This window comes from Vibrio sp. ECSMB14106, assembly GCF_000972265.1.
In the GTDB taxonomy this organism is placed as follows: domain Bacteria; phylum Pseudomonadota; class Gammaproteobacteria; order Enterobacterales; family Vibrionaceae; genus Vibrio; species Vibrio kanaloae.
This window is the reverse complement of sequence record NZ_LAUM01000006.1, coordinates 128,004-148,414: the sequence shown is the minus strand read 5'-3', so window position 1 is coordinate 148,414 and position 20,411 is coordinate 128,004. Positions and strand designations below refer to the sequence as shown.

The window sequence follows — 20,411 nt, the reverse complement described above, 5'->3', positions numbered from 1 at the left end:
AAAACTCGGTCGCAAACGCCTATCACCGACAATGCGTATCATAGAGTTCTAGAAACCTTCTGATTACAACTTCATCGCTATATCGAGTTTTAACCTCATTAGCTAGACACCCAGCATAAGATTGATAGCTCGATGGATTAGAAACAATATCCATAATACACTGACTCCACTCCTCCACCGCTGAAGGATCAAGTAGTCGACCATTGATTTTGTCTGATATGAATTCATTACATCCGCTCACATTCGATGTCAAAACGACCCGAGCTGTCGCACCAGCCTCTATCAATATCCTAGGGATTCCCTCACCATAACGCGTGGGTAGTGCGACTATGTCAACTGAGTTCAATACTGAAGGCATTTCTTTACCAGCAATAGAACCTAACCACTTAATTTTCCCATCATCCGAGAGCGTCTGAATTTCTTTTTCTGTGTATGAGTTTTTAGAATCTAGGTCAAATAACCCTGCAACCCAAAGCTCGACGTCAATACCTTGTCTTTTCACAGAATCTAGCGCAGACATCAAAGTGTCGAGACCTTTGTCTTTAAGCAGGCGAGCGGCAAACAGTACAATCAATGGCTTACCCCTCTCTAGACAATCCAGAGCGACGGATTTTTCGTAAAAGTGTGACACGTCGACGCCGGCTCCTGCAATGTGTATTAATGGCTGTTTACGACCTATTTGGGCTCTTTCGAAAATAGTTCGATCAGAATTATTTTCGAATATAAATGCTCCCTTATCGGAGTTACCTACCATATAATAGAAACTTGTTACCATTGGTCTTAACAATCTAAACAAGAGGGATTCACTAGAAAAAACTGCACCTAACCCTGTAATACTTTTTAATGAAGAAAGCCTTAACAGATTAGAAACCAAACCACCATATATTGAAGGCTTCACTGTGATACAATGAACTAAGTTCGGCTGTAGATCTTTTAAATGCTTATAAAGCTTGAACAGTGAAACTAGCTCAAGGAACGGATTCACACCGCTTCGGGAAAATGACAGTTCAATACAATCGAATCCGAGCTCTTCAAAGTAACCTCGAATATCCGTACTGGTGAAATGCGTGATTATCGTAATATCATAACCGCTTTTTTTGGCAGCTAAAGCTCTATTTACCCAATGAAGTTTGAAGTACCAATCAACATTTACAACATAAACAATACGAGCCATTATTGTTTCTCCAATACTGAGTCATACTTATCAAATACATTAACCCAACCCCGGCTAAACCTCATTAGACACGAGCCCAAATTAGACAAATTAGAACTAATAAAACGGATAACAAACAATAATATTAAACCATTTTTAGCCCCAACAAGCCCCTCAATATGACAAAAAAACAAAGCAGCAATAAGCACAGCAACCAGGGAGTTGATTATAAATGTTATTTTTTCAGAAGCTTTAGTTCTGGCCAAGACATTGCTCTCGCCTTTCTGATAGCTTAAAAGGGAAGTGTTATATCTTATCTTTTTTTGAAGATATATTTGTTTTTTCAACTCCACATTGAAAACAAAAAATATAACAGAAACACCAAGCAGTAGTATGACACCAAATATATTATTTATAAAAACAGACAGGACCGATATAATAATAATATGGCCAAGCGAATTTACTGCGTTAAATAATTCTAAGAACGTCATTCTCAGCCAGTTTATATTACCCTTTAACACTGACTCACTATTTTTATCTGTCAAAGCCACTATTTCGTTTATATATTTAACTTTCCCTATTTTTGTATAAAATTTAAGACAGGAATTAAAAACATATATTAAAGCCATCAAGGCCAATAATAAATAGGATGACGACTTTTCTGAAGTATCACCAGAAAGAAGAGATGCTATAAGGTTAAAAATGGCCAACTCAAAAACAGGAGAAATGAGCATATATATCAAAATTAGTGAAAAAACCACTTTAAACTTACGATTCATATTCCTAACAACATGAATAGTCAATTTAATCATTGCACTAATAGCATTCATTAATGTTTAACCTTTGTAAGTATTTTCATTGTTTGAATGAGCCCTCCCAAAGGAGCACGTAGATACCACCGCTTAATCAATCTAACAACTTGTTTATAATCGGATTTTGATTTATCGGAAACAAAAAACATATAATAACTTATTAGTTTGAATATATATAGATCGTAAAATATTGACTGTTCGTTTTTCAAAAGGGGAAGATAATCCAACCATCCGGAAGATAAATTATTACTACACGCGGAGTTAGCTACATTCAATCTATAATAAGCCTTAGATTTATTCATAAAATAGCACTTCCCTTCAGTCAAAAACTTAGTCCAAAGAACCTGGTCTTCGCCCATGGAAATCCCAACAGGAAAACCACCTAGCGACAAGAACTTCTCTTTATTCAATAAAACCGAAGAACATGTAAAAGGTAAACTATGAAATAATGAACTTCTATAGAAATCTTTTAGCGATACTTTCCTAACATGATCAACATCACAACTAACTGTTCTTGCATGTTTTATCTTACCATTAATATCAAAAGCATAAGATGAACCCAACAAGTCACAATTTAATTCTGTCATTACTTTATACATAGAAATTAAATAATCAGCTTCAAGGTAGTCATCACTGTCCAAAAGGCAAACTATGTCATTTTTAGATAAAGATATTCCTAAATTTCTAGACTGAGACACACCTAAATTAATACTATTTTCAATTATCTTAAATTTCTCGTCTAAGTTCAGACTTTTCAGTATTTTTAGAGAATAATCAGTCGAGGCATCATCTATAAAAATAACCTCGTTAGGTTGTATGGATTGGCTTTCTATAGTTTCTACAAGCTTGATTATATAGTCTTCTTTATTGTAAATAGGGACAACAATTGTCACACTAATCATAATTAAAGCTTCTCAATATATTATCGATCAAAATATCATCTTGTTGATAACTGCACAGTTCTAGATAATCATTAAAGTCATGTGAGTTATCGTACCCCAAAGTAAGAGGGGATACTTCTCTCTTAGGGTAAACAGAATAATAATCATAAAACTTAAAATCATCACCATCTAACTTATTGGATAGCTTAATCCACTTGTTAGGTACACCATATGCATCAGCTATAATCAAACCATGTAAAGATGAAGAAAAAATATATTCACATGAAACTAAATCGTCAATAAAATCTTCCACATCTTGACGGACATCAATAACTCGAATGTTATCATCCTGGTTTGAGTTAGTGACATCATCGAAGTCTACATAATGAGGTATGATACCTATTTTAAACTTCTTAGAAGCCGAAGGAACATAAAACCTAGGAAGCGCTAAAGCAGGATCGCCAACGGCAATTTTATTATCAAATTCGCCATTAAGTATCCTATTTTTAGTTAAGTAGCCACGAACTAATGATACATTTTGTAAGAAATCAGGAACGTTTTGTGTTGAACTAATTACTCCACTTCCCCAAACTATACTACTTTTCGTAGCTTGTTCTAAAATGCTCCCCGCAGATAAATAATGTTTTCCAACACCAAGTATGTTCTTTCTTATTGGTTTTTTAGTAATACTAGAAATTATATAGGGACCAACTAGATCCCCTACATTCTTTATTTTAGTAAAATACCAAATAGACACTTTACTATCACCAAAACTTAAATAATCTTTGATGTTATTCAAAAAGAAAAAAAAATCCGACTTATTAAGTCTAATATTTTTTTTAAAAATCATTTTTAAACTCGTCAATTACGTGACTCAAGTAAGAGTATGTTTCATCAATTTTTTGTTGAGATATTCTTTCATGGTTAAGCAAGCTTTGCACATCTATAGAATTAAAATCATCAGCTATAATCTTAGGAGCAAAGGCTTGAACTCCAACACCCTCAGCATAATCAATGTATTTCATACCATCCCCAGCAACCCTATCGCTGTGAGACGCCCAGTTAACTAGAGCTGTAGGTATTCCATATGCCTGACATATAATATAGCAATGCATAGCACTTGTAATTACCGAATCATATTTATTTAATTCAGAGATTAGAGACTCAATATCATTCGAGCTTGAAGCTAAAATAGAAATTTCATCCATATTATCAGATAGAGTAATATTTACATCGAGGTGCGAAAAGTGGCGAACTAATGCAACTCTACCATTATAACTTCTTTCACATTCGAAAATCTTTGGCATAACAATAGCAGGATCACCAAAAACCTCTCTTGTCATAGAGCCGCCATCATATTCCAATACCTCTTTAGTAATCGGACCTCTAAGCATCAGATACTCTGCACCATTATTGAGTTCAGTTTCTCTTCGGCTAACACCCGAACCAAGCACTACAGATTTGCTATTTGCAAATTTAGCAATTGAACCGATTGATATAAGGTTTTTACCATCAAAGGACTTCATTTTATTTGGCGTTATCAGCTTCACAGAGCGATTTGCAATTCTGGTTATAATGTAAGGACTTAACCAATCACCAAAGTTACCTGGTGCTGGATTAAACCACCAACATAAGGGGATAGGGTTTAATCCATTGGCATAGTTTTGGTACTCAAGGATTGAGTCGGCTTGAGCTAAAATATCACTCTTCACTTGATCTTGAGCCATAATATTCTTATTTCTCAAGTCGGAAATTTGTTCAAATTTATTATTTAGAGCACTTACTAACACTTTATGCTTAAAGCTTTTTAGAGATAGTTTTTCCGCATGAACTTCCGCTGTATTTACTCCACCGGAAATAACTCTTTTAGCTTTTATAGCATACTTAAGAAGTCCAAATTTCGACAGCGTGCTGATCAATACTTGCTTCTTATCAGTACTATTATTTATTTTTTCGTGTTGAGCGACTTTACCTACAAAGTTCTCTACATTACCAGAGGCACCAAAACTAAAAAACCCTTCGCTTTCACCATCAGCTCTCTCCCTTGAAGGAATAACTTGATAACTCAATAAATCACAATTCATACGCCATGACTCTTCAAAAAAGTAATCATCGGTTGCTTTGCCAGTAAACTCTTTCTCTTTAGCTAATGCATCGCTAATAAATCGTCTTGCATTAGGTGTATTATTGACTCCAATAAAGCAAGGTTCCCAAAAACGGCTTCGTAAATGATAACCTGTTTTCATCGGTGATGAGAAACCTCGAGCGAAGCCTATAATATCTGAGCTAAAATTAGCAATATATTCAGGCAAGTAATTAATTTGACAATCTACATCAATCCAGAAAACTTTTTTATCCGGATTTTCAACACATGCTTGATTGAACATTTCAATTTTTTTTCTACAAACATCACTCCACTCTAAACCTTCAGGGATTGTAAGCAAGTCAATTTTATATTCAATATTAAGCCTTTTTAAATTAGCTATTAGTTCATCTTTCTTTTTAGAGTAATATTTATCATCAGTATAAAATGAATATATTAATACATTGTTCACTATCATCACCAAATTATAATTCGTTTAGTCTGTCTTAATATAACCAAATTATTAAAACATACATTAATGAGTAAAAAATCGTAGTATTATATCATAACCATCACCTCAACGCGATAGACAATACAATAGAAAAATATCATAAGTAATTTATATAAATAATTCATCATACAATTCGATTAACTACCACTTTACCGTTCAAATAGCTTTAGGACAGCATTCAGCTGGCTTTGTTGCTGAATTCAGCTTAAGAGCGGACGCTAGCTAAATCGTACACCTTTTAAACGATATACTGAGTTTCGGGCATATCTATCCTCAGTTAACTTGTTGAGTGCTTTGATCATGGCGTAACTCTCCCCAACTTGTGCATTGTAATTACGAAGAGTGAGTGATGCTCCAAGCAACTGTTTCACGCGATACATAGCGGTTTCAGACAGTGAACGTCTGTGGTAACCATACTTCTGTTTCCACTTTTTGTTCTACCCATAGAGTTTCTGGCAGCCAACCGCCAGATTGCGTGGATGCCCCTTTCCCCAGAAGGCTGCTCCCTCAAGCGGAGGGGTTAGAGGTCTCGCTTTCTTAACCCTAATCGCCCTATAGCACTCCCTTGTATCGTATGCGCCATCTCCCGAGATCTCCTGGATGGTTCTGCGTGTTTGTTTGAGTAGATTGGGGAGTACTTTCGCATCTGTCACGCCTGATAGTGTCAGCTCAGCTGCGATAATTTCATGAGTATCGATATCAACGGCAAGATGGAGTTTACGCCAGACTCGACACTTACCATCGGTTCCATGCTTTTTCACTTTCCATTCGCCCTCACCGTATACCTTGAGTCCAGTTGCATCAATGGCTAGGTGCTGAATAGTGCCTCGTGAAGAGGTTTTAAAGCAAACCTCGACATCCTTAGCTCGACGACTTATGCCGGTATAGTGGGGACAAACCAATGGAACATTCGCCAATCTAAAAACGGAGTCGATAAAGCCTTGCAACGCCCTTAAAGGCAAGGAAAAAATTCGCTTTACCATAAGAGCAGTTGTAATAGCTAGGTCACTAAACAATCGTGGTCTACCACGCCTATCCTGCTTAGGTTGTTTCCACTCAGTTATCGCCTCTTCGTCAATCCAGAACGTAAGTGAACCTCGGTTGATTAGTGAGTTATTGTACTTGCGCCAGTTAGTGGGTTTGTAGCGAGGCTTCGGCCTGAAATTAAAGTAAGTGAATGCGTTGTCCCTGATCTGATCGTAAGATTCTGATTTAGTTCATTCGATTTATGCAACAAAGCTCATTCTTTATGAATATTTGTACATCATGTTTGATACCCCCAAAACACTCTAACGGCATGCACAACTAAGCGGTAGAATCCTTTTAAGCTCTCTATACAAAAAACTAAACTTCGCTATACTCCTGACCTATAGTTTTTCGCCCAATAACGAATAAGAGTTCAAGATATGCAAGAGTTAGTTCCATTTTTTCAAGAGAATATGATTTTAGCCATCGTATGGATCGGCTTGGTTGTTGCCATCATTGCGAGCGTTATCAAAACATCAAACGCGGCCTACAAAGAGGTTACTGCAGCGCAAACCACACAACTAATTAACCGTGAAAACGGCGTTGTGGTTGATATTCGTACAAAGGATGAATTCAAAAAGGGACATATTACTGACGCACTTCACATTTTGCCGTCAGATATTAAAGCAAATAGCTTTGGTAACCTTGAAAGTCATAAAGCTGACCCAATCATCGTAGTATGCAAGACAGGTCAAACTGCTCAAGAAAGCGCTAACTTACTGGTTAAAGCTGGTTTTGAAAATGTTAGCGTACTGAAAAGTGGCTTAGTGGCTTGGAGCGAAGCTAACTTGCCTTTAGTTAAAGGTAAGAAGTAGTTCAAGGCAAAAACCGTTAACTACAAGAAGTAAGCTGACCTAATTACACGAATATGACTTTAAGGTTTTGTTCGGCTGATATGACGAGCAAAACCTAATTATAAATTTTTAAGGACAAGAAAATGGCTGAAGCAGCACAACAAGACGCACAACAGAACTTCGCAATCCAACGTATTTTCCTAAAAGACGTCTCTTTCGAAGCGCCAAACTCTCCAGACATGTTTCAAAAAGAGTGGAACCCAGATGTAAAACTGGACCTAGACACTCAAAGCCGTGAACTTGGCGAAGGCGTTTACGAAGTCATCCTACGTCTAACGGTTACCGTTAAGAACGCAGAAGACACAGCATTCCTTTGTGAAGTTCAGCAAGGTGGTATCTTCTCTGCAAGCGAAATGGAAGCTGGCCAGCTTGCACATTGCCTAGGCGCTTTCTGCCCGAACATCTTGTTCCCATACGCTCGTGAAACGATTTCTAGCCTAGTGGTTAAAGGTACATTCCCACAACTGAACCTAGCACCAGTCAACTTCGATGCATTGTTCATGAACTACCTACAAAACCAAGCTCAACAAGCTGAAGGCGAACAAGCTTAAGTCTCAAACCAGAACTTAACGCTTATATAGCCACTTTTATTTGAAGCTTGGTTTTTTATTGGGAGCTTAGTTTTGATTAGAAGCTTGGCTTTTATTAGAGAATGAGCTTTTAAATGCACATCGCAGCTTCTGCGATGTGCATTTTTTGTATATTCTCTTGGTAGAGAGCGCTTCCTTTTAGGGGGAGCACCTTTATTAGATAAAGAGCACTCACAGAACTTTTCGATTTCCCTCATTATTTTTAGGTGGAAGCATGACAGAAACAACTCACCCGACTAATACGACCAATGCTTATGGCAAAGAGATTGCTATGACAGTGATTGGCGCAGGTTCTTACGGGACATCTTTAGCGATATCTCTAGCTCGTAACGGTGCCAATGTTGTTCTCTGGGGACATGATCCTGTGCATATGGCGCGCCTCGAATTAGAGCGAGCTAACAATGCGTTTCTACCCAATATCGATTTTCCGGAAAGTTTAATCATTGAGTCGGATTTAGAAAAAGCAGTCACTGCAAGCCGTGACCTTCTCATTGTCGTTCCTAGCCATGTGTTTGGTATCGTGCTCAACAACCTGAAGCCGTACTTAACGACGAACTCTCGCATCTGCTGGGCCACCAAAGGCTTAGAGCCAGAGACAGGCCGCCTGCTTAAAGATGTCGCGCATGATGTGCTGGGTGATGGTTACTCGTTAGCGGTTCTATCAGGACCGACCTTCGCCAAAGAGTTAGCGATGGGCATGCCAACGGCTATCTCTGTCGCTTCACCTGATGAAGTTTTTCTAGAAGAGCTCCAAGAAAAAATCCACTGCGGCAAAACATTCCGCGTATACGCAAACTCAGATTTCATCGGCATGCAACTTGGCGGCGCAGTTAAAAATGTCATCGCTATCGGCGCAGGCATGTCGGATGGTATTGGCTTTGGTGCCAATGCACGTACGGCTTTGATAACCCGAGGTTTGGCTGAAATGAGCCGACTAGGCGCCGCACTTGGTGCGCAACCAGAAACCTTTATGGGCATGGCTGGATTAGGCGACTTAGTGCTGACATGTACCGATAACCAATCTCGTAACCGTCGTTTTGGTTTAGCTTTAGGTTCAGGTAAAGACGTCGACACGGCGCAAGAAGAAATCGGCCAAGTGGTCGAAGGTTATCGCAACACCAAAGAAGTTTGGTTACTATCAGAGCGTATGGGCGTTGAGATGCCAATTGTTGAACAAATTTATCAAGTGCTGTATCAAGGGAAAGATGCTCACTTAGCGGCGCAAGACCTACTTGCTCGAGACAAAAAGTCAGAGCGATAACATCGCGTATTCAGTCGTGGAATAAAATAGATAAGATGGATGGAAGAATGAAACACTGTGAACAGCAAAAAGTTTGGCAATGCATCGTGAAGGAAGCTCGCGAGCAATCAGAACAAGAGCCTATGCTAGCGAGTTTTTACCACGCCACTATTATCAATCACGACAGTTTGAGTGCTTCGCTTAGTTATATCCTTGCCAATAAACTCAAAACCGCTTCAATGCCAGCAATGGCTGTGCGCGAAGTGGTTGAACAAGCCTTCGCGGAAGATGCAGACATCATTGACGCCGCCGCTTGTGATATTTGCGCGACGGTCACCCGCGACCCCGCCGTTGAAATGTATTCAATGCCTCTGCTTTATTTAAAAGGGTATCATGCTCTACAAGGCTACCGCGTGGCTAATTGGTTATGGAAACAAGGGCGCATCGCGCTTGCTACTTACTTACAAAACCAAATTTCAGTCGCCTGCCAAGTGGACATTCACCCAGCGGCTCGTATTGGTAAAGCAATCATGCTCGACCACGCTACAGGTATTGTGATTGGTGAAACGGCTGTAGTTGCAAATGATGTGTCGATTCTTCAAGACGTTACATTGGGTGGTACCGGTAAAGAAGGTGGTGATCGTCACCCTAAAATTCGCGAAGGTGTCATGATTGGGGCCGGCGCGAAGATTTTGGGCAACATTGAAGTGGGCGAAGGAGCTAAGATAGGTTCTTGCTCTGTGGTACTTCAAGCCGTGCCTCCCCATACTACCGTTGCTGGTGTTCCAGCCAAGATTGTCGGCAAACCACAAACGGATAAACCGTCTTTGGATATGGACCAAGGGTTTAACGGTCGCTCACAGCATTTTATCTATGGTGATGGGATTTAAGCGCAGTAACGAGATGCGAGTTACCGAGATGCGAAGAGCTCAAAGCAGATATGGGTTCAATTCAGCAAAATTCGAAAAATTAAGAGCAGATGAATACAACTAAATGACAATAATGATGAAATATATTCGAGCCATTAACCGGACTCTTTTGATATCGACCAGCCTTTGTGTTGCTGTTTTATCTTCATCGTCATTTGCCGCATCGCAAGGTGAGCTAAAAGGTGTGTCGAGCGAAATATCTCGTCAACAAAAAGCCCTATCTTCACAGCAAAAAAAACTGGATACGTTGCAAGCCAATCTAAAGAAGCAAGAGCTCGCCATTGCTTCACTTGAAAAAGCGATTTTAGATAGCAAAAAGCAACTCAAGACGGCCAATGCTAACATTGCCAACTTGAACACAAAGATCACAGAACTCACCGCACAAAAAAAAGTGCAGACAGACAAGTTAGAACAACTGATTCAAACTTACTATATGACAAGTCGAGCGAAAGCCTCTTCTCATATCCTCAATACCGGTGTTGAAGAAGACCGCATTAGCCACTACTACCAACATCTTGCTAAAGCTCGCTCTGCAACGATAAATACGATTGAACACACTCAACGGGAGTTAGCAGAAAGCCAGAAACAACGCCAACTTGAGCAAGAACAAATAACAACGCTTTTAAAACAACAAACGACAAAGCGCGATAAGCTGTCACAGACACAAGTTCAACGTAAGAAAACGGTTGGTAATATTAAAAATAATATCTCCGGTGACAAGAGTTATTTAGCTGAACTCCAGCGCAATGAAACTCGCCTCAAAGCCGAGATTGCCAAAGCAGAGAAAGCCGCTCGCGAGAGACAGAACTCTGTCCCTATGGATGGTTTAGCCAAGCGCAAAGGAAAGCTGCCTTGGCCAATAAAAGGGAATGTCCTACATAACTACGGCTCTCGTCAAACTGGCCAAGTAAACTGGAAAGGCATGGTGATCAACGCTAATTACGGCCAGCAAGTAAAGTCGGTTTACTCAGGTACGGTGGTATTTGCCGAGTATCTGCGAGGTTATGGCTTAGTGGTACTGCTCGACCACGGTAAAGGTGATATGACGCTCTACGGCTTTAACCAAGCGCTATTGAAAAAGGAAGGTGATAAGGTGAAAGCAGGTGAAGCCATTGCACTTGTCGGTAACACTGGCGGCCAAACCCGTCCATCGCTTTACTTTGAAATCCGTAGAAATAGTAAAGCTCAAAACCCGAAGAGTTGGTTGGTTAGGTAAGAGCAGATACGGGATGCGAGTAAAGCTCTTCGTTACCCGTATCTCGCTTACTCGTCTCTTTCTACTTTGAGTTCAACGCCCTGACACCATCTTCTAATAGCGTTAGTTGCTCAAAGCCTTGGGCTGTCGCAATGGGTTTAACCGTCGCGATCATCTGCAGCATTCCTTGATGGACCACTTGCTCGGTAATTTGAGCTTTTGGCGACATGACAGACTGATACGCCAACCAACCCGATGCAATCAAGTGAAGAGACGTCACCATCGACTTCATTTCTGCATCTGTTGCTTTGAGCAAGTTCAACTCAACGAAGGCTCTCATGATACCCACAAGATTGGTTTGCAGCTTTTCTTGTACGGCCATGTAATCAAGATGGAGCTTTTCATCACGCGACAATATTTCCGGTAGATTGGCATAGAAGAATCGGTACTTCCACATCAGCGTGAAGATAGAATCTAAGTAGCGCTTTAGTAGCGTCAGGCTTTCTTGTTGCCCTTGAATAGGGGTGAACCTTTCAAGCAGCTCTGTCGAATAGAGAGTAAAGATATCACGGACAATTTCTTGTTTGTTGCGAAAGTGGTAGTAAAGGTTACCAGGGCTGATCTCGATATACTCAGCAATATGATTGGTCGTAATACTACGCTCGCCGTGCTCATTAAAAAGTTCTAGCGCCGCGTAAACAATCTTGTCACGTGTTTTCATTGGTCATTAGTATCCCTATCCGTTCAATAGTTCAGTATATCGCCACTAAACGGATAGATCGAGCTGTTAACATCTGGTCGAATTAGCAATCGCTAAAATTCAACTGCAATGAATCGCTGCTGTAATCAATCACTGCCGAAAAGGTCTCGTGTGTATACCTTGTCTGCAACATCGGAGAGTTCATCAACCATTCTGTTAGATACAATCACATCCGATACAGCTTTGAACGCTTCTAGGTCAGAATAAACCTTCGAGTTAAAGAAATGCTCTTCCTCTAACACAGGTTCGAATACGACCACTTCAATACCTTTAGCCTTCAAACGCTTCATGATGCCTTGAATCGAAGAAGCACGGAAGTTGTCCGAACCGGCTTTCATTATCAATCGATAGATGCCAACAATCTTAGGAGATCGCTTGATAATGGAATCCGCAATAAAATCTTTTCTGGTTCGGTTAGCATCAACGATGGCACCAACAATGTTGTTTGGTACATCTTGGTAATTTGCTAACAACTGTTTGGTATCTTTCGGTAAGCAGTAACCACCGTAACCAAATGAAGGGTTATTGTAGTGATTACCAATACGAGGATCTAAGCCAACACCTTCGATGATCTGACGAGAATCCAAGCCATGCGCTTCCGCGTAAGAATCAAGCTCATTGAAGTAAGAAACTCGCATCGCGAGATAAGTATTAGAGAATAGTTTTACCGCTTCAGCTTCTGTTGAATTGGTAAAGAGCACATCGATGTTCTCTTTTTCAGCGCCTTCCACCAGAAGATTAGCAAATACTTTAGCGCGTTCAGAGCACTCACCCACGATAATTCGTGATGGGTGTAGGTTATCGTACAGGGCTTTGCCTTCGCGTAAAAACTCAGGTGAGAACATAACGTTTTCACAGTTCAGCTCTTGCTTAACGCGCTCAGTATAGCCAACAGGGACCGTTGATTTGATCACCATGACTGCATTTGGATTGATATCCATGACGTCTTTAATAACCGACTCCACAGAACTGGTATCGAAATAATTATTTTTCGGATCATAATCAGTTGGTGTGGCAATGATGACAAATTCAGCGTCTTGGTAAGCCGCTTTGTCTGTTGTTGCCCTGAAGTTCAGCGTCTTGTTTGACAAAAAGTGCTCAATCTCATTATCAACAATCGGCGACTGCTTGTTATTTAGCATTGTCACTTTGTCATCAATGATATCTACCGCGATTACTTCATGATGCTGCGCTAACAACATTGCATTTGATAGACCTACATATCCGGTACCGGCTACTGCAATCTTCATGATAATACCTATGTTTTGAGCTATTAACTCAATAAAAATTATAACTTAGCTTGCCGTATCATACTCCGGTTGGGGAATTATTCCACTAGCCCGCTTTATCCAATTCTTGCTATACTGGTGGCAGTTTTGTATTCAAAAGAGTTAGAAAGTTATGATTATCGTAACGGGTGGTGCTGGCATGATTGGCAGCAATATTGTTAAGGCGCTCAATGAAGCAGGCCACAACGATATTCTAGTCGTCGACAACTTAAAAGATGGCAAGAAGTTTAAGAACCTTGTTGACCTAGATATCACAGATTACATGGATCGTGATGATTTCCTAACTCAAGTCATGGCTGGTGATGATTTCGGTCACATTGAAGCGATTTTCCATGAAGGTGCATGCTCTGCCACTACCGAGTGGGATGGCAAATACATGATGCTCAACAACTATGAATACTCAAAAGAGCTACTTCATTACTGTGTTGAGCGTGAAATCCCTTTCTTGTATGCCTCTTCAGCTGCGACTTACGGTGAAACCGATACTTTCATTGAAGAGCGAGAGTACGAAGGTGCATTGAATGTCTACGGCTATTCAAAACAACAATTTGATAACTACGTTCGCCGCTTAACCGCGGATGCAGCAGCACACAACGAAACGCTTCCACAAATCGTTGGTTTCCGATATTTCAATGTATACGGCCCTCGTGAACAACACAAAGGCAGCATGGCTTCAGTCGCATTCCACCTCAACAATCAAATGAACGCCGGTGAAAACCCGAAGTTGTTTGCAGGTAGCGAAACTTTCAAACGTGATTTTGTGTATGTCGGTGATGTCGCGGCGGTCAACTTGTGGTTCTTAGAAAATGGTGTATCTGGCCTCTTTAATCTAGGTACAGGCAATGCTGAATCGTTTGAAGAAGTCGCCAAGGCAGTCATCAAGCACCATGGTAAAGGCGAAATCGAAACGATTCCTTTCCCTGAGCATTTAAAAGGTGCTTACCAAGAATTCACTCAAGCCGACTTAACTAAGCTTCGCAATACAGGTTGCGATATCAAGTTTAAAGCCGTAGCCGATGGCGTTGCTGAGTACATGAAGATCGTAAACGCTTAACGGTATATTTAAGATTAAGACCAATAATACATCCTATTTTTAGTGTGTATTATTGGTAATACCTAACGAATATAATCATTCCCAGAGTGACCAATATAAAGTTAACTCTCTGATTTAAATAATGTAGTAAATGAATGACCACACAACGCAATGATTTTGATCCAAAAGCTTACAACCCTGAGTTTGAATGGGGGTTTCTAGCGCCTAAGTACTGGGGAACTTGGATTGCTGTTTTGTTATCGTCTTTAGTCTGCTTCTTGCCTAATAGCATTCGCTTGATATTAGCCAAGTTTATGGCTAAGCAAGCTGTAAAAATCAAGAATAAGGCTAACCGCCGAGCTCGCGTAAACCTTGAGATGTGCTTTCCCGAGCAATCGGTAGAACAGCGCGAAGAAACTCTCTATCACTCATACGTTACTTCCATCTCATTTTTGATGGGGTTTGCCTCACTGACCTTAAAGAGTAAAGGCTGGCTAGAAAACAACACTTCGATAAACGGCCTGAGTAACCTAACCGATATGACGGACAGCGGAGAGAACGTTATCTTGTTGGTGCCGCACACATGGGCTATCGATATCCCTGCGGTATTGCTGGCATCGCGTAACCTTCCGGTATCAGCCATGGCAAAAGCACAGAAAAATAAGCTCAGTGACTGGTTAATGCACAGGCAACGTGTTCAATATGGTGGACGAGTTTACGATCGTAGCGGCGGTATCAAACCTTTCATCAAGTCAGTACGTGACGGCTACCTTGGCTACTACCTACCCGATGAAGATCTTGGCCGGGAGCACAGTGTCTTCGTTGACTTTTTCGCAACACAAAAAGCAACCATCTCAGGCCTTGGCCGTCTATCTAAACTGAGCAAAGCTAAAATTGTTCCCTTGTTTGCTCAATACGATAGTAATACGGGCCAATACACCCTGGACTTTTACCCTGCGCTTCCATTTCCAACAGGAAGTGAAGAACAAGATGCACGTATGATGAATCAATGTATTGAAGATTATGTGAGTAAAAAACCAGAGCAATATATGTGGATCTTAAGGCTGCTTAAGACTCGTCCTGAAAGTAATCTCAATCCATACAAATAATATGTTTCGAAATATAATGCAATTTATACACTTGCTACCCATTTATTGGGCTGTTAGTGGTCTGTTTATCGTCCCTAATGGGGATAAGATTCTAGTCGCTCTGATCATAATATCTTTGGTAACAAAGATATTATGTAGCATAGTAAAGCTTGATCATATAAAAATAGAACACAACAACATTATAATATTGATTCTAATATGCACAGCTTATGCTACATTTAAATATTATCAAAATGGCTATAGTTCATCAGAAATAAGAGTTCTCATTAGCACACTTTTATATTCTACAATATCCTTTCCCAAGTCCATTCGTTACCGTTTTTTAATATATATAACAACTCTAAGCTCTATATACATATCTTACCAAACTATGACTATTATAGAGTTTGAGGATCTAGGAAAAATGAAACTCCCATTAAACCCTATTCCTTACTCTAATTTCATTGGATTATTATCTATAATAACGCTTTACCTCTGCTATATAAGCAGGAGTAAGTTACTTTCCTTTTTTTCCACATTCAGCTTTATTTTACTGAGCATCAACGTCCTTTTGATTGACACAAGAGGGACATGGTTAGCTTTAATTACTGTGTATATGACAATTATATTCATAATTTTCATAAAAAAGAGAAACTGGAAGCTAACCCTATCAAGCTTACTATTATTTTCTACTGTTATTATTTTAAGTTACCCAGTTATAGAAAGTCGTGTAAACCGAACGGTAGAAGAGGTCAACTTATTGCGTTCAGGCAACTTAGATGCATCATGGGGAATAAGAATTCAACTCTGGATGGTTGGTTACAATATAGTAAAAGACACCCCATCTTGGTCTGGACTAGGACAAAAACAACACCTAAAAATCATACAAGACATGTATAAAAAAGGGGATGTTAGACGTTCTCTTGCGACATTTGATAATAAGAACTTTCATAACAGCATTATAGACAGGACTGTAAAGTATGGTTTTATTGGGGCCTTGTTATATTTTTCAGTCTTACTTGTTCCATTTATATATGGTATCAGACACTTCAATTCAAGTTACTCTCCGCTTCTTATAATAATGCCAATTTTTATATTCTCAGCAGGATTAAGTTATATACCTCTATCTCATCCAGGAACATACTTCCTTTATCTATTCACATCGATAATACTGATAAATAAAATAAAAAATGAAAATGAGAAGGAGAAGTAATGGATTTATATATTTGTTCAACAGTTCGACACCTGTTATTTAGCCTGTATAAGTCACAGAATTCAGACAGTGATACATTATCGAAAATAATTTTCTTTTATGATTATCAAGAGGTTGAACCAGATGATATAAACACTAAAACACTACCGGAAAATATAGAATTAATACTAGTAAGCAGGAAATTACTAGTTAAGCATATAAAGAAAAGTGGATATGTTGGAAGATACATTTTATTATGTTCTCTTCGTGGCTGGCCAATTTCTAAACACTTAAAGTTAATTCTAGTAAAGTTATTACAGAAGTACGATGATAAATTGAACTTTAATTCTATAATTACAATGTTATATCTTTACAATGATAACAACAAAATGTCCAGACTGTTTCGACTGCTATCTCCATCATACTCAATGATTGAAGATGGTATGGGGAATTATGTTGAGCATAAGATAGAGTCAAGATTAAAACAACTCCTTCGTTTCCTGTCAAATAAAACACCCAAGCACCATGTATTTGGCGAACGAAAACAATGTACTAATATCCATGTAATACACCCAGAAAAACTACCGGAATCAGTACGACATAAAGGGGAAAAACTAGTTTTATCCAAAAATAAAACGAATATTTCAAATATTCAACGCTGCTTCAGGTTTGATGGTTCTCATGATCTAAATAGAAAAACATTAATCATCGCCACACAGCCGACCTTCAAAAAACTGAAGGGCAAACTTGTTGATGATGACTTCTTTTATAAAATTTATGACTTGATAATATCGGAAAGTAAAAGGGAAGGTTTTGACCCGGTTTTAAAGCTGCATCCAAAGGAAAATGAATCAGATTATTCATCATTCAAAGAAAAAGGTGTGACTTTCTTGTCGAGTAAGCTGCCTTTGGAGATATATTTACTATCGAGTATAGATACAGTTAATATCATATCCATTAACTCTTCAGCAGGTATCGGAATGGAAGAGTACTGTGATATATATAAAATAATTCCAGATGATGAAGTTTCTAACTTTGTCGATATTATAAGTGAACTAGAAAAAAACGAAGATAGCCTTCAAAAGAGAATCTCTATCCAGCTATCTAAAATGACATGATTTTTTATTCAAATAAACCCAACGATAAAGGAGTCCCTGCCTCTATATTAGATGAAGCCTTTTTTCCTATAATCTCTTCGTAGTATCTTGGGGCTAAACCAAACCCAGGTCGGATGCTACGAACATTTTCAGGCGTCAAAAATTCACCCTTAGCAATATCCTTTACTACATATAAAGAACGACGGAACTTAACATTCCCCTTTTCAGCTTCTGTTCTTTCGTAGTTCACTTGCCCCATCGCTTGCCAAGCCGTTTTCGTGTCTTTACATAATGCTGCTAATTCATGAGGCTCAAGAGAAAAGCTATCATCGGCACCGCCACCATTTCGATCCATCGTGACATGCTTTTCTATCAAACATGCACCTAGAGTAACCGAAGCAACGGCGGTAGCATTGTCGATAGTGTGATCAGAAAGGCCAGATAAAACGTCAAACCGCTCTGCGATATCGGCAATCGTCTTTAAGTTATATTGTTCTGCAGGGGCTGGATAGCCACTAACACAATGTAATACAACCAATTCCTTACACCCGTTATCTCTCGCAGTTTTTACTGCTTCTGCAATCTCTTCCTCATTGGCCATTCCCGTTGAGATAATCATCGGCTTACCCGTTTGAGCAACACGCTTAATCAGAGGTAAATCAACCACTTCGAAAGATGCTATTTTGTATGCGGGAGCGTCTAGCTCCTCTAATAAATCTACAGCGGTAAAATCAAATGGTGAACTAAATATCGTAATACCTAACTCTTTTGCTTTTTCAAACAAAGGCTTGTGCCATTCCCAAGGCATATGCGCTTCTTTATACAACTCATACAGAGTTTGGCCATCCCATAAACCGCCATGAATTTGAAACTCTTCCGAGTCACTATCCATAGTGATAGTTTCATGGGTATAGGTTTGAAGTTTAATCGCATCAGCACCTGCTTTTTTTGCTTCTTCCATAATCTGAAAAGCTCGGTTTATATCGCCATTATGGTTAGCAGAAAGCTCAGCAATAATATAGGGAGGGCAATTAGGACCAATTTCTCGATTATCGATGTATATGTTTTTATTCATTTTCTTCGTATACTCTCAATTTATCTTTCATAAGGTTTCTAATATCTTTCCACTCATGTGAAAAGATACCCAAATGTACTACATCGTGATATTCAGTCCCATTGAAGAAAGCATCTCGATGAGTACCTTCAACTTTAAAACCAAATTTGGAGTGTAATTTCACCACCGGTTGATTAAAACCTAAAACCTCACAGCGTAATTTGTGCAAATCTAATTCAGTAAATGCGTGCTCTAGGGCCCGATATTCCATCAAAGATCCGGTACCTCTTACCGCATTGGGCGACGCATAAAATGCCCAAGAAGCGATTCCAGGAATTCGATTTATATCTGTAAATCCAACAACCCCAGCTGGCTCTCCATTTAACTCAGCTAAAAAATACTCTTTTGAACTATCCTTGCACATGCTAGAAAACCATGACTTATGCTCATCCATAGTGATTTCATGAGAGGTGTACATGTTTTTTCTAACATCTGGAGAGTTTCTCCAAGCGAGAATTTCTTCTAAATCGCTTTCTTCAAGTAGCCTAAATTTAATCACTCTTTTTTTCACGACAAAAGCTCTCCATTGTTTGAACGACCTTATTCGCACCGAAGCCATCAACTTCAAAATCACTAAAAGGTTTGATGTGCTCCCACCTTTCGTATAGACGTGTTAACTCATCCCTATAAGTATTGGTAGTAGTCGTTGTGCCTTCACCTAAGTATTCAACAAATCCTAAATCAGACAAGTAATTAGAAAGTACTACTTGATTCTCCGCGACGGAAACTATTGAAGCAGGAACTTTCAGGCAGAACCGCTCCCAATTACTGACTCCCGAAGCACCAATCGCATATTTACTGTTGCTTAAAGATAAGTCGAAGCTCTCTAAGTTCTTATATATTGCTACACTTCGATTTTGATTAAGCTTTGACAAAGTATCAAAACGAGGGTTAATTCTCCCCGTGATCAAAATAGTATTAAACGGGAGCCTCTTAAACTCATTTGCTGCAAGAATAAACTTCTCGCACTCATTTGTAGGATCTGTTCCACCAAAAAAGACTAAGAGTTGATTGGATATTGAATCTCGGGGGGAACCTCGCAATATTGAAAAACTCTCTCTTAAAAGAGCATATTCAGGACCAAGGAGCTTGGTAGCAGAACAATTTGAATATCTTTCTTCAAGGTTCGGCCATAGGTTTTGGTCAAGAATAATATCACTACAGTGTTCACGGTTAAGGTCATCTATCGATAAAGTAGCGCATGAAAGCTTACCAATAATAATGCTTTCCCATTCACGGTCCAGTGCATAGTGATCCACAATCACCCATTCGGAATAATCAACTTTGGATAAAAAGTCATTTGCATCTTCTTCAACGCTACGTTGAAGCCAAGCTTTATAGTCAGCGCTATGGGAGGGAGTCATAGGTAGGCAAGAGGGAGTCAACTCTAATACGTCAAAGCCTCTATCACGGATATATGCGATCATGTCCCCAGGCTGAGGCAGACAAGCAAAGTATACGGAGAAACCTCTACTCTTTAATATATCTGCAAGCACCAAACAGCGCATGACGTGGCCACTACCGATAAATAGTGACGCATCCACTCGGAAGGTAACCTTCATGG

19 protein-coding genes and 1 pseudogene are annotated in these 20,411 nt (G+C 39.4%); 9 read left to right on the top strand and 11 right to left on the bottom strand.

Annotation, left to right across the window (positions count from 1 at the left end; translation table 11 throughout):
• Positions 1-22 precede the first annotated feature (22 nt).
• From WR49_RS06505 to WR49_RS06480, 6 genes and pseudogenes are all read right to left on the bottom strand, one after another.
• The gene (locus tag WR49_RS06505; RefSeq protein WP_046223456.1) at positions 23-1,174 is read right to left on the bottom strand and encodes a glycosyltransferase family 4 protein; all 1,152 of its coding nucleotides are present in this window, start codon (positions 1,172-1,174) and stop codon (positions 23-25) included.
• Entirely contained in the window at positions 1,174-1,983 is an 810-nt protein-coding gene (locus WR49_RS06500) for a hypothetical protein (protein WP_046223455.1), read from the bottom strand. Before WR49_RS06500 ends, WR49_RS06505 begins: the two co-directional genes overlap by 1 nt.
• Positions 1,983-2,867, bottom strand: a complete 885-nt coding sequence (locus tag WR49_RS06495) for a glycosyltransferase family 2 protein (RefSeq protein WP_046223454.1) — start codon at positions 2,865-2,867, stop codon at positions 1,983-1,985. The genes WR49_RS06500 and WR49_RS06495 overlap by 1 nt, the downstream gene beginning before the upstream one ends.
• Positions 2,860-3,696 (bottom strand): polysaccharide pyruvyl transferase family protein, encoded by an 837-nt coding sequence (locus WR49_RS06490; protein WP_052715021.1) that lies wholly within the window; start codon positions 3,694-3,696, stop codon positions 2,860-2,862. The genes WR49_RS06495 and WR49_RS06490 overlap by 8 nt, the downstream gene beginning before the upstream one ends.
• Positions 3,686-5,401 carry a polysaccharide pyruvyl transferase family protein gene (locus tag WR49_RS06485; RefSeq protein WP_197078522.1) on the bottom strand — a complete coding sequence of 572 codons (1,716 nt, stop codon included), beginning with the start codon at positions 5,399-5,401 and terminating at the stop codon, positions 3,686-3,688. Before WR49_RS06485 ends, WR49_RS06490 begins: the two co-directional genes overlap by 11 nt.
• A 277-nt stretch (positions 5,402-5,678) precedes the next feature.
• Positions 5,679-6,633: pseudogene (locus tag WR49_RS06480) on the bottom strand (IS5 family transposase).
• A 213-nt stretch (positions 6,634-6,846) separates the two neighbouring features.
• On the opposite strand from WR49_RS06480, the gene WR49_RS06475 reads away from it, so the two are divergent.
• The 5 genes from WR49_RS06475 to WR49_RS06455 all read left to right on the top strand — a co-directional run bounded on the left by WR49_RS06475 (position 6,847) and on the right by WR49_RS06455 (position 11,295).
• Entirely contained in the window at positions 6,847-7,281 is a 435-nt protein-coding gene (locus tag WR49_RS06475) for a rhodanese-like domain-containing protein (RefSeq protein ID WP_017055667.1), read from the top strand.
• 122 nt (positions 7,282-7,403) lie between these two features.
• The gene (gene secB, locus WR49_RS06470) at positions 7,404-7,871 is read left to right on the top strand and encodes a protein-export chaperone SecB (RefSeq protein WP_009847959.1); all 468 of its coding nucleotides are present in this window, start codon (positions 7,404-7,406) and stop codon (positions 7,869-7,871) included.
• Between the two features lie 253 nt (positions 7,872-8,124).
• Positions 8,125-9,171: an NAD(P)H-dependent glycerol-3-phosphate dehydrogenase gene (gene gpsA, locus WR49_RS06465; protein WP_046223452.1), complete on the top strand. Its 1,047-nt coding sequence runs from the start codon at positions 8,125-8,127 to the stop codon at positions 9,169-9,171.
• Between the two features lie 47 nt (positions 9,172-9,218).
• Complete coding sequence (cysE, locus tag WR49_RS06460; RefSeq protein ID WP_017055665.1) at positions 9,219-10,040, top strand: serine O-acetyltransferase; 822 nt, start codon at positions 9,219-9,221, stop codon at positions 10,038-10,040.
• Between the two features lie 103 nt (positions 10,041-10,143).
• Positions 10,144-11,295: a murein hydrolase activator EnvC family protein gene (locus tag WR49_RS06455; RefSeq protein ID WP_046223451.1), complete on the top strand. Its 1,152-nt coding sequence runs from the start codon at positions 10,144-10,146 to the stop codon at positions 11,293-11,295.
• Between the two features lie 61 nt (positions 11,296-11,356).
• Here the strand turns inward: WR49_RS06455 and WR49_RS06450 are convergent, their stop codons facing one another.
• Positions 11,357-11,995 carry a TetR/AcrR family transcriptional regulator gene (locus WR49_RS06450; protein ID WP_017055663.1) on the bottom strand — a complete coding sequence of 213 codons (639 nt, stop codon included), beginning with the start codon at positions 11,993-11,995 and terminating at the stop codon, positions 11,357-11,359.
• Between the two features lie 125 nt (positions 11,996-12,120).
• Positions 12,121-13,284: a nucleotide sugar dehydrogenase gene (locus WR49_RS06445; protein ID WP_046223450.1), complete on the bottom strand. Its 1,164-nt coding sequence runs from the start codon at positions 13,282-13,284 to the stop codon at positions 12,121-12,123.
• Between the two features lie 151 nt (positions 13,285-13,435).
• Here WR49_RS06445 and rfaD point away from each other — a divergent pair, with 151 nt between their 5' ends.
• From rfaD to WR49_RS06425, 4 genes are all read left to right on the top strand, one after another.
• Positions 13,436-14,377, top strand: a complete 942-nt coding sequence (gene rfaD / locus WR49_RS06440; RefSeq protein ID WP_046223449.1) for an ADP-glyceromanno-heptose 6-epimerase — start codon at positions 13,436-13,438, stop codon at positions 14,375-14,377.
• Positions 14,378-14,511: 134 nt separating this feature from the next.
• Positions 14,512-15,465 (top strand): lauroyl-Kdo(2)-lipid IV(A) myristoyltransferase, encoded by a 954-nt coding sequence (lpxM, locus tag WR49_RS06435; RefSeq protein ID WP_046223448.1) that lies wholly within the window; start codon positions 14,512-14,514, stop codon positions 15,463-15,465.
• A gap of 403 nt (positions 15,466-15,868) precedes the next feature.
• Positions 15,869-16,657 (top strand): O-antigen ligase family protein, encoded by a 789-nt coding sequence (locus WR49_RS06430; protein ID WP_231574688.1) that lies wholly within the window; start codon positions 15,869-15,871, stop codon positions 16,655-16,657.
• Positions 16,657-17,754: a polysialyltransferase family glycosyltransferase gene (locus tag WR49_RS06425; protein WP_046223446.1), complete on the top strand. Its 1,098-nt coding sequence runs from the start codon at positions 16,657-16,659 to the stop codon at positions 17,752-17,754. The genes WR49_RS06430 and WR49_RS06425 overlap by 1 nt, the downstream gene beginning before the upstream one ends.
• Before the next feature lie 4 nt (positions 17,755-17,758).
• Here the strand turns inward: WR49_RS06425 and pseI are convergent, their stop codons facing one another.
• Genes pseI through pseG form a run of 3 tightly spaced genes read right to left on the bottom strand, consistent with a single transcriptional unit; the run spans position 17,759 to position 20,409 of the window.
• On the bottom strand, positions 17,759-18,808 hold the full coding sequence (gene pseI, locus WR49_RS06420) for a pseudaminic acid synthase (protein ID WP_017055657.1): 1,050 nt from the start codon (positions 18,806-18,808) through the stop codon (positions 17,759-17,761).
• On the bottom strand, positions 18,801-19,358 hold the full coding sequence (gene pseH, locus WR49_RS06415) for a UDP-4-amino-4,6-dideoxy-N-acetyl-beta-L-altrosamine N-acetyltransferase (RefSeq protein ID WP_017055656.1): 558 nt from the start codon (positions 19,356-19,358) through the stop codon (positions 18,801-18,803). The genes pseI and pseH overlap by 8 nt, the downstream gene beginning before the upstream one ends.
• On the bottom strand, positions 19,339-20,409 hold the full coding sequence (pseG, locus tag WR49_RS06410; RefSeq protein ID WP_046223445.1) for a UDP-2,4-diacetamido-2,4,6-trideoxy-beta-L-altropyranose hydrolase: 1,071 nt from the start codon (positions 20,407-20,409) through the stop codon (positions 19,339-19,341). The genes pseH and pseG overlap by 20 nt, the downstream gene beginning before the upstream one ends.
• Between the last annotated feature and the right edge of the window lie 2 nt (positions 20,410-20,411).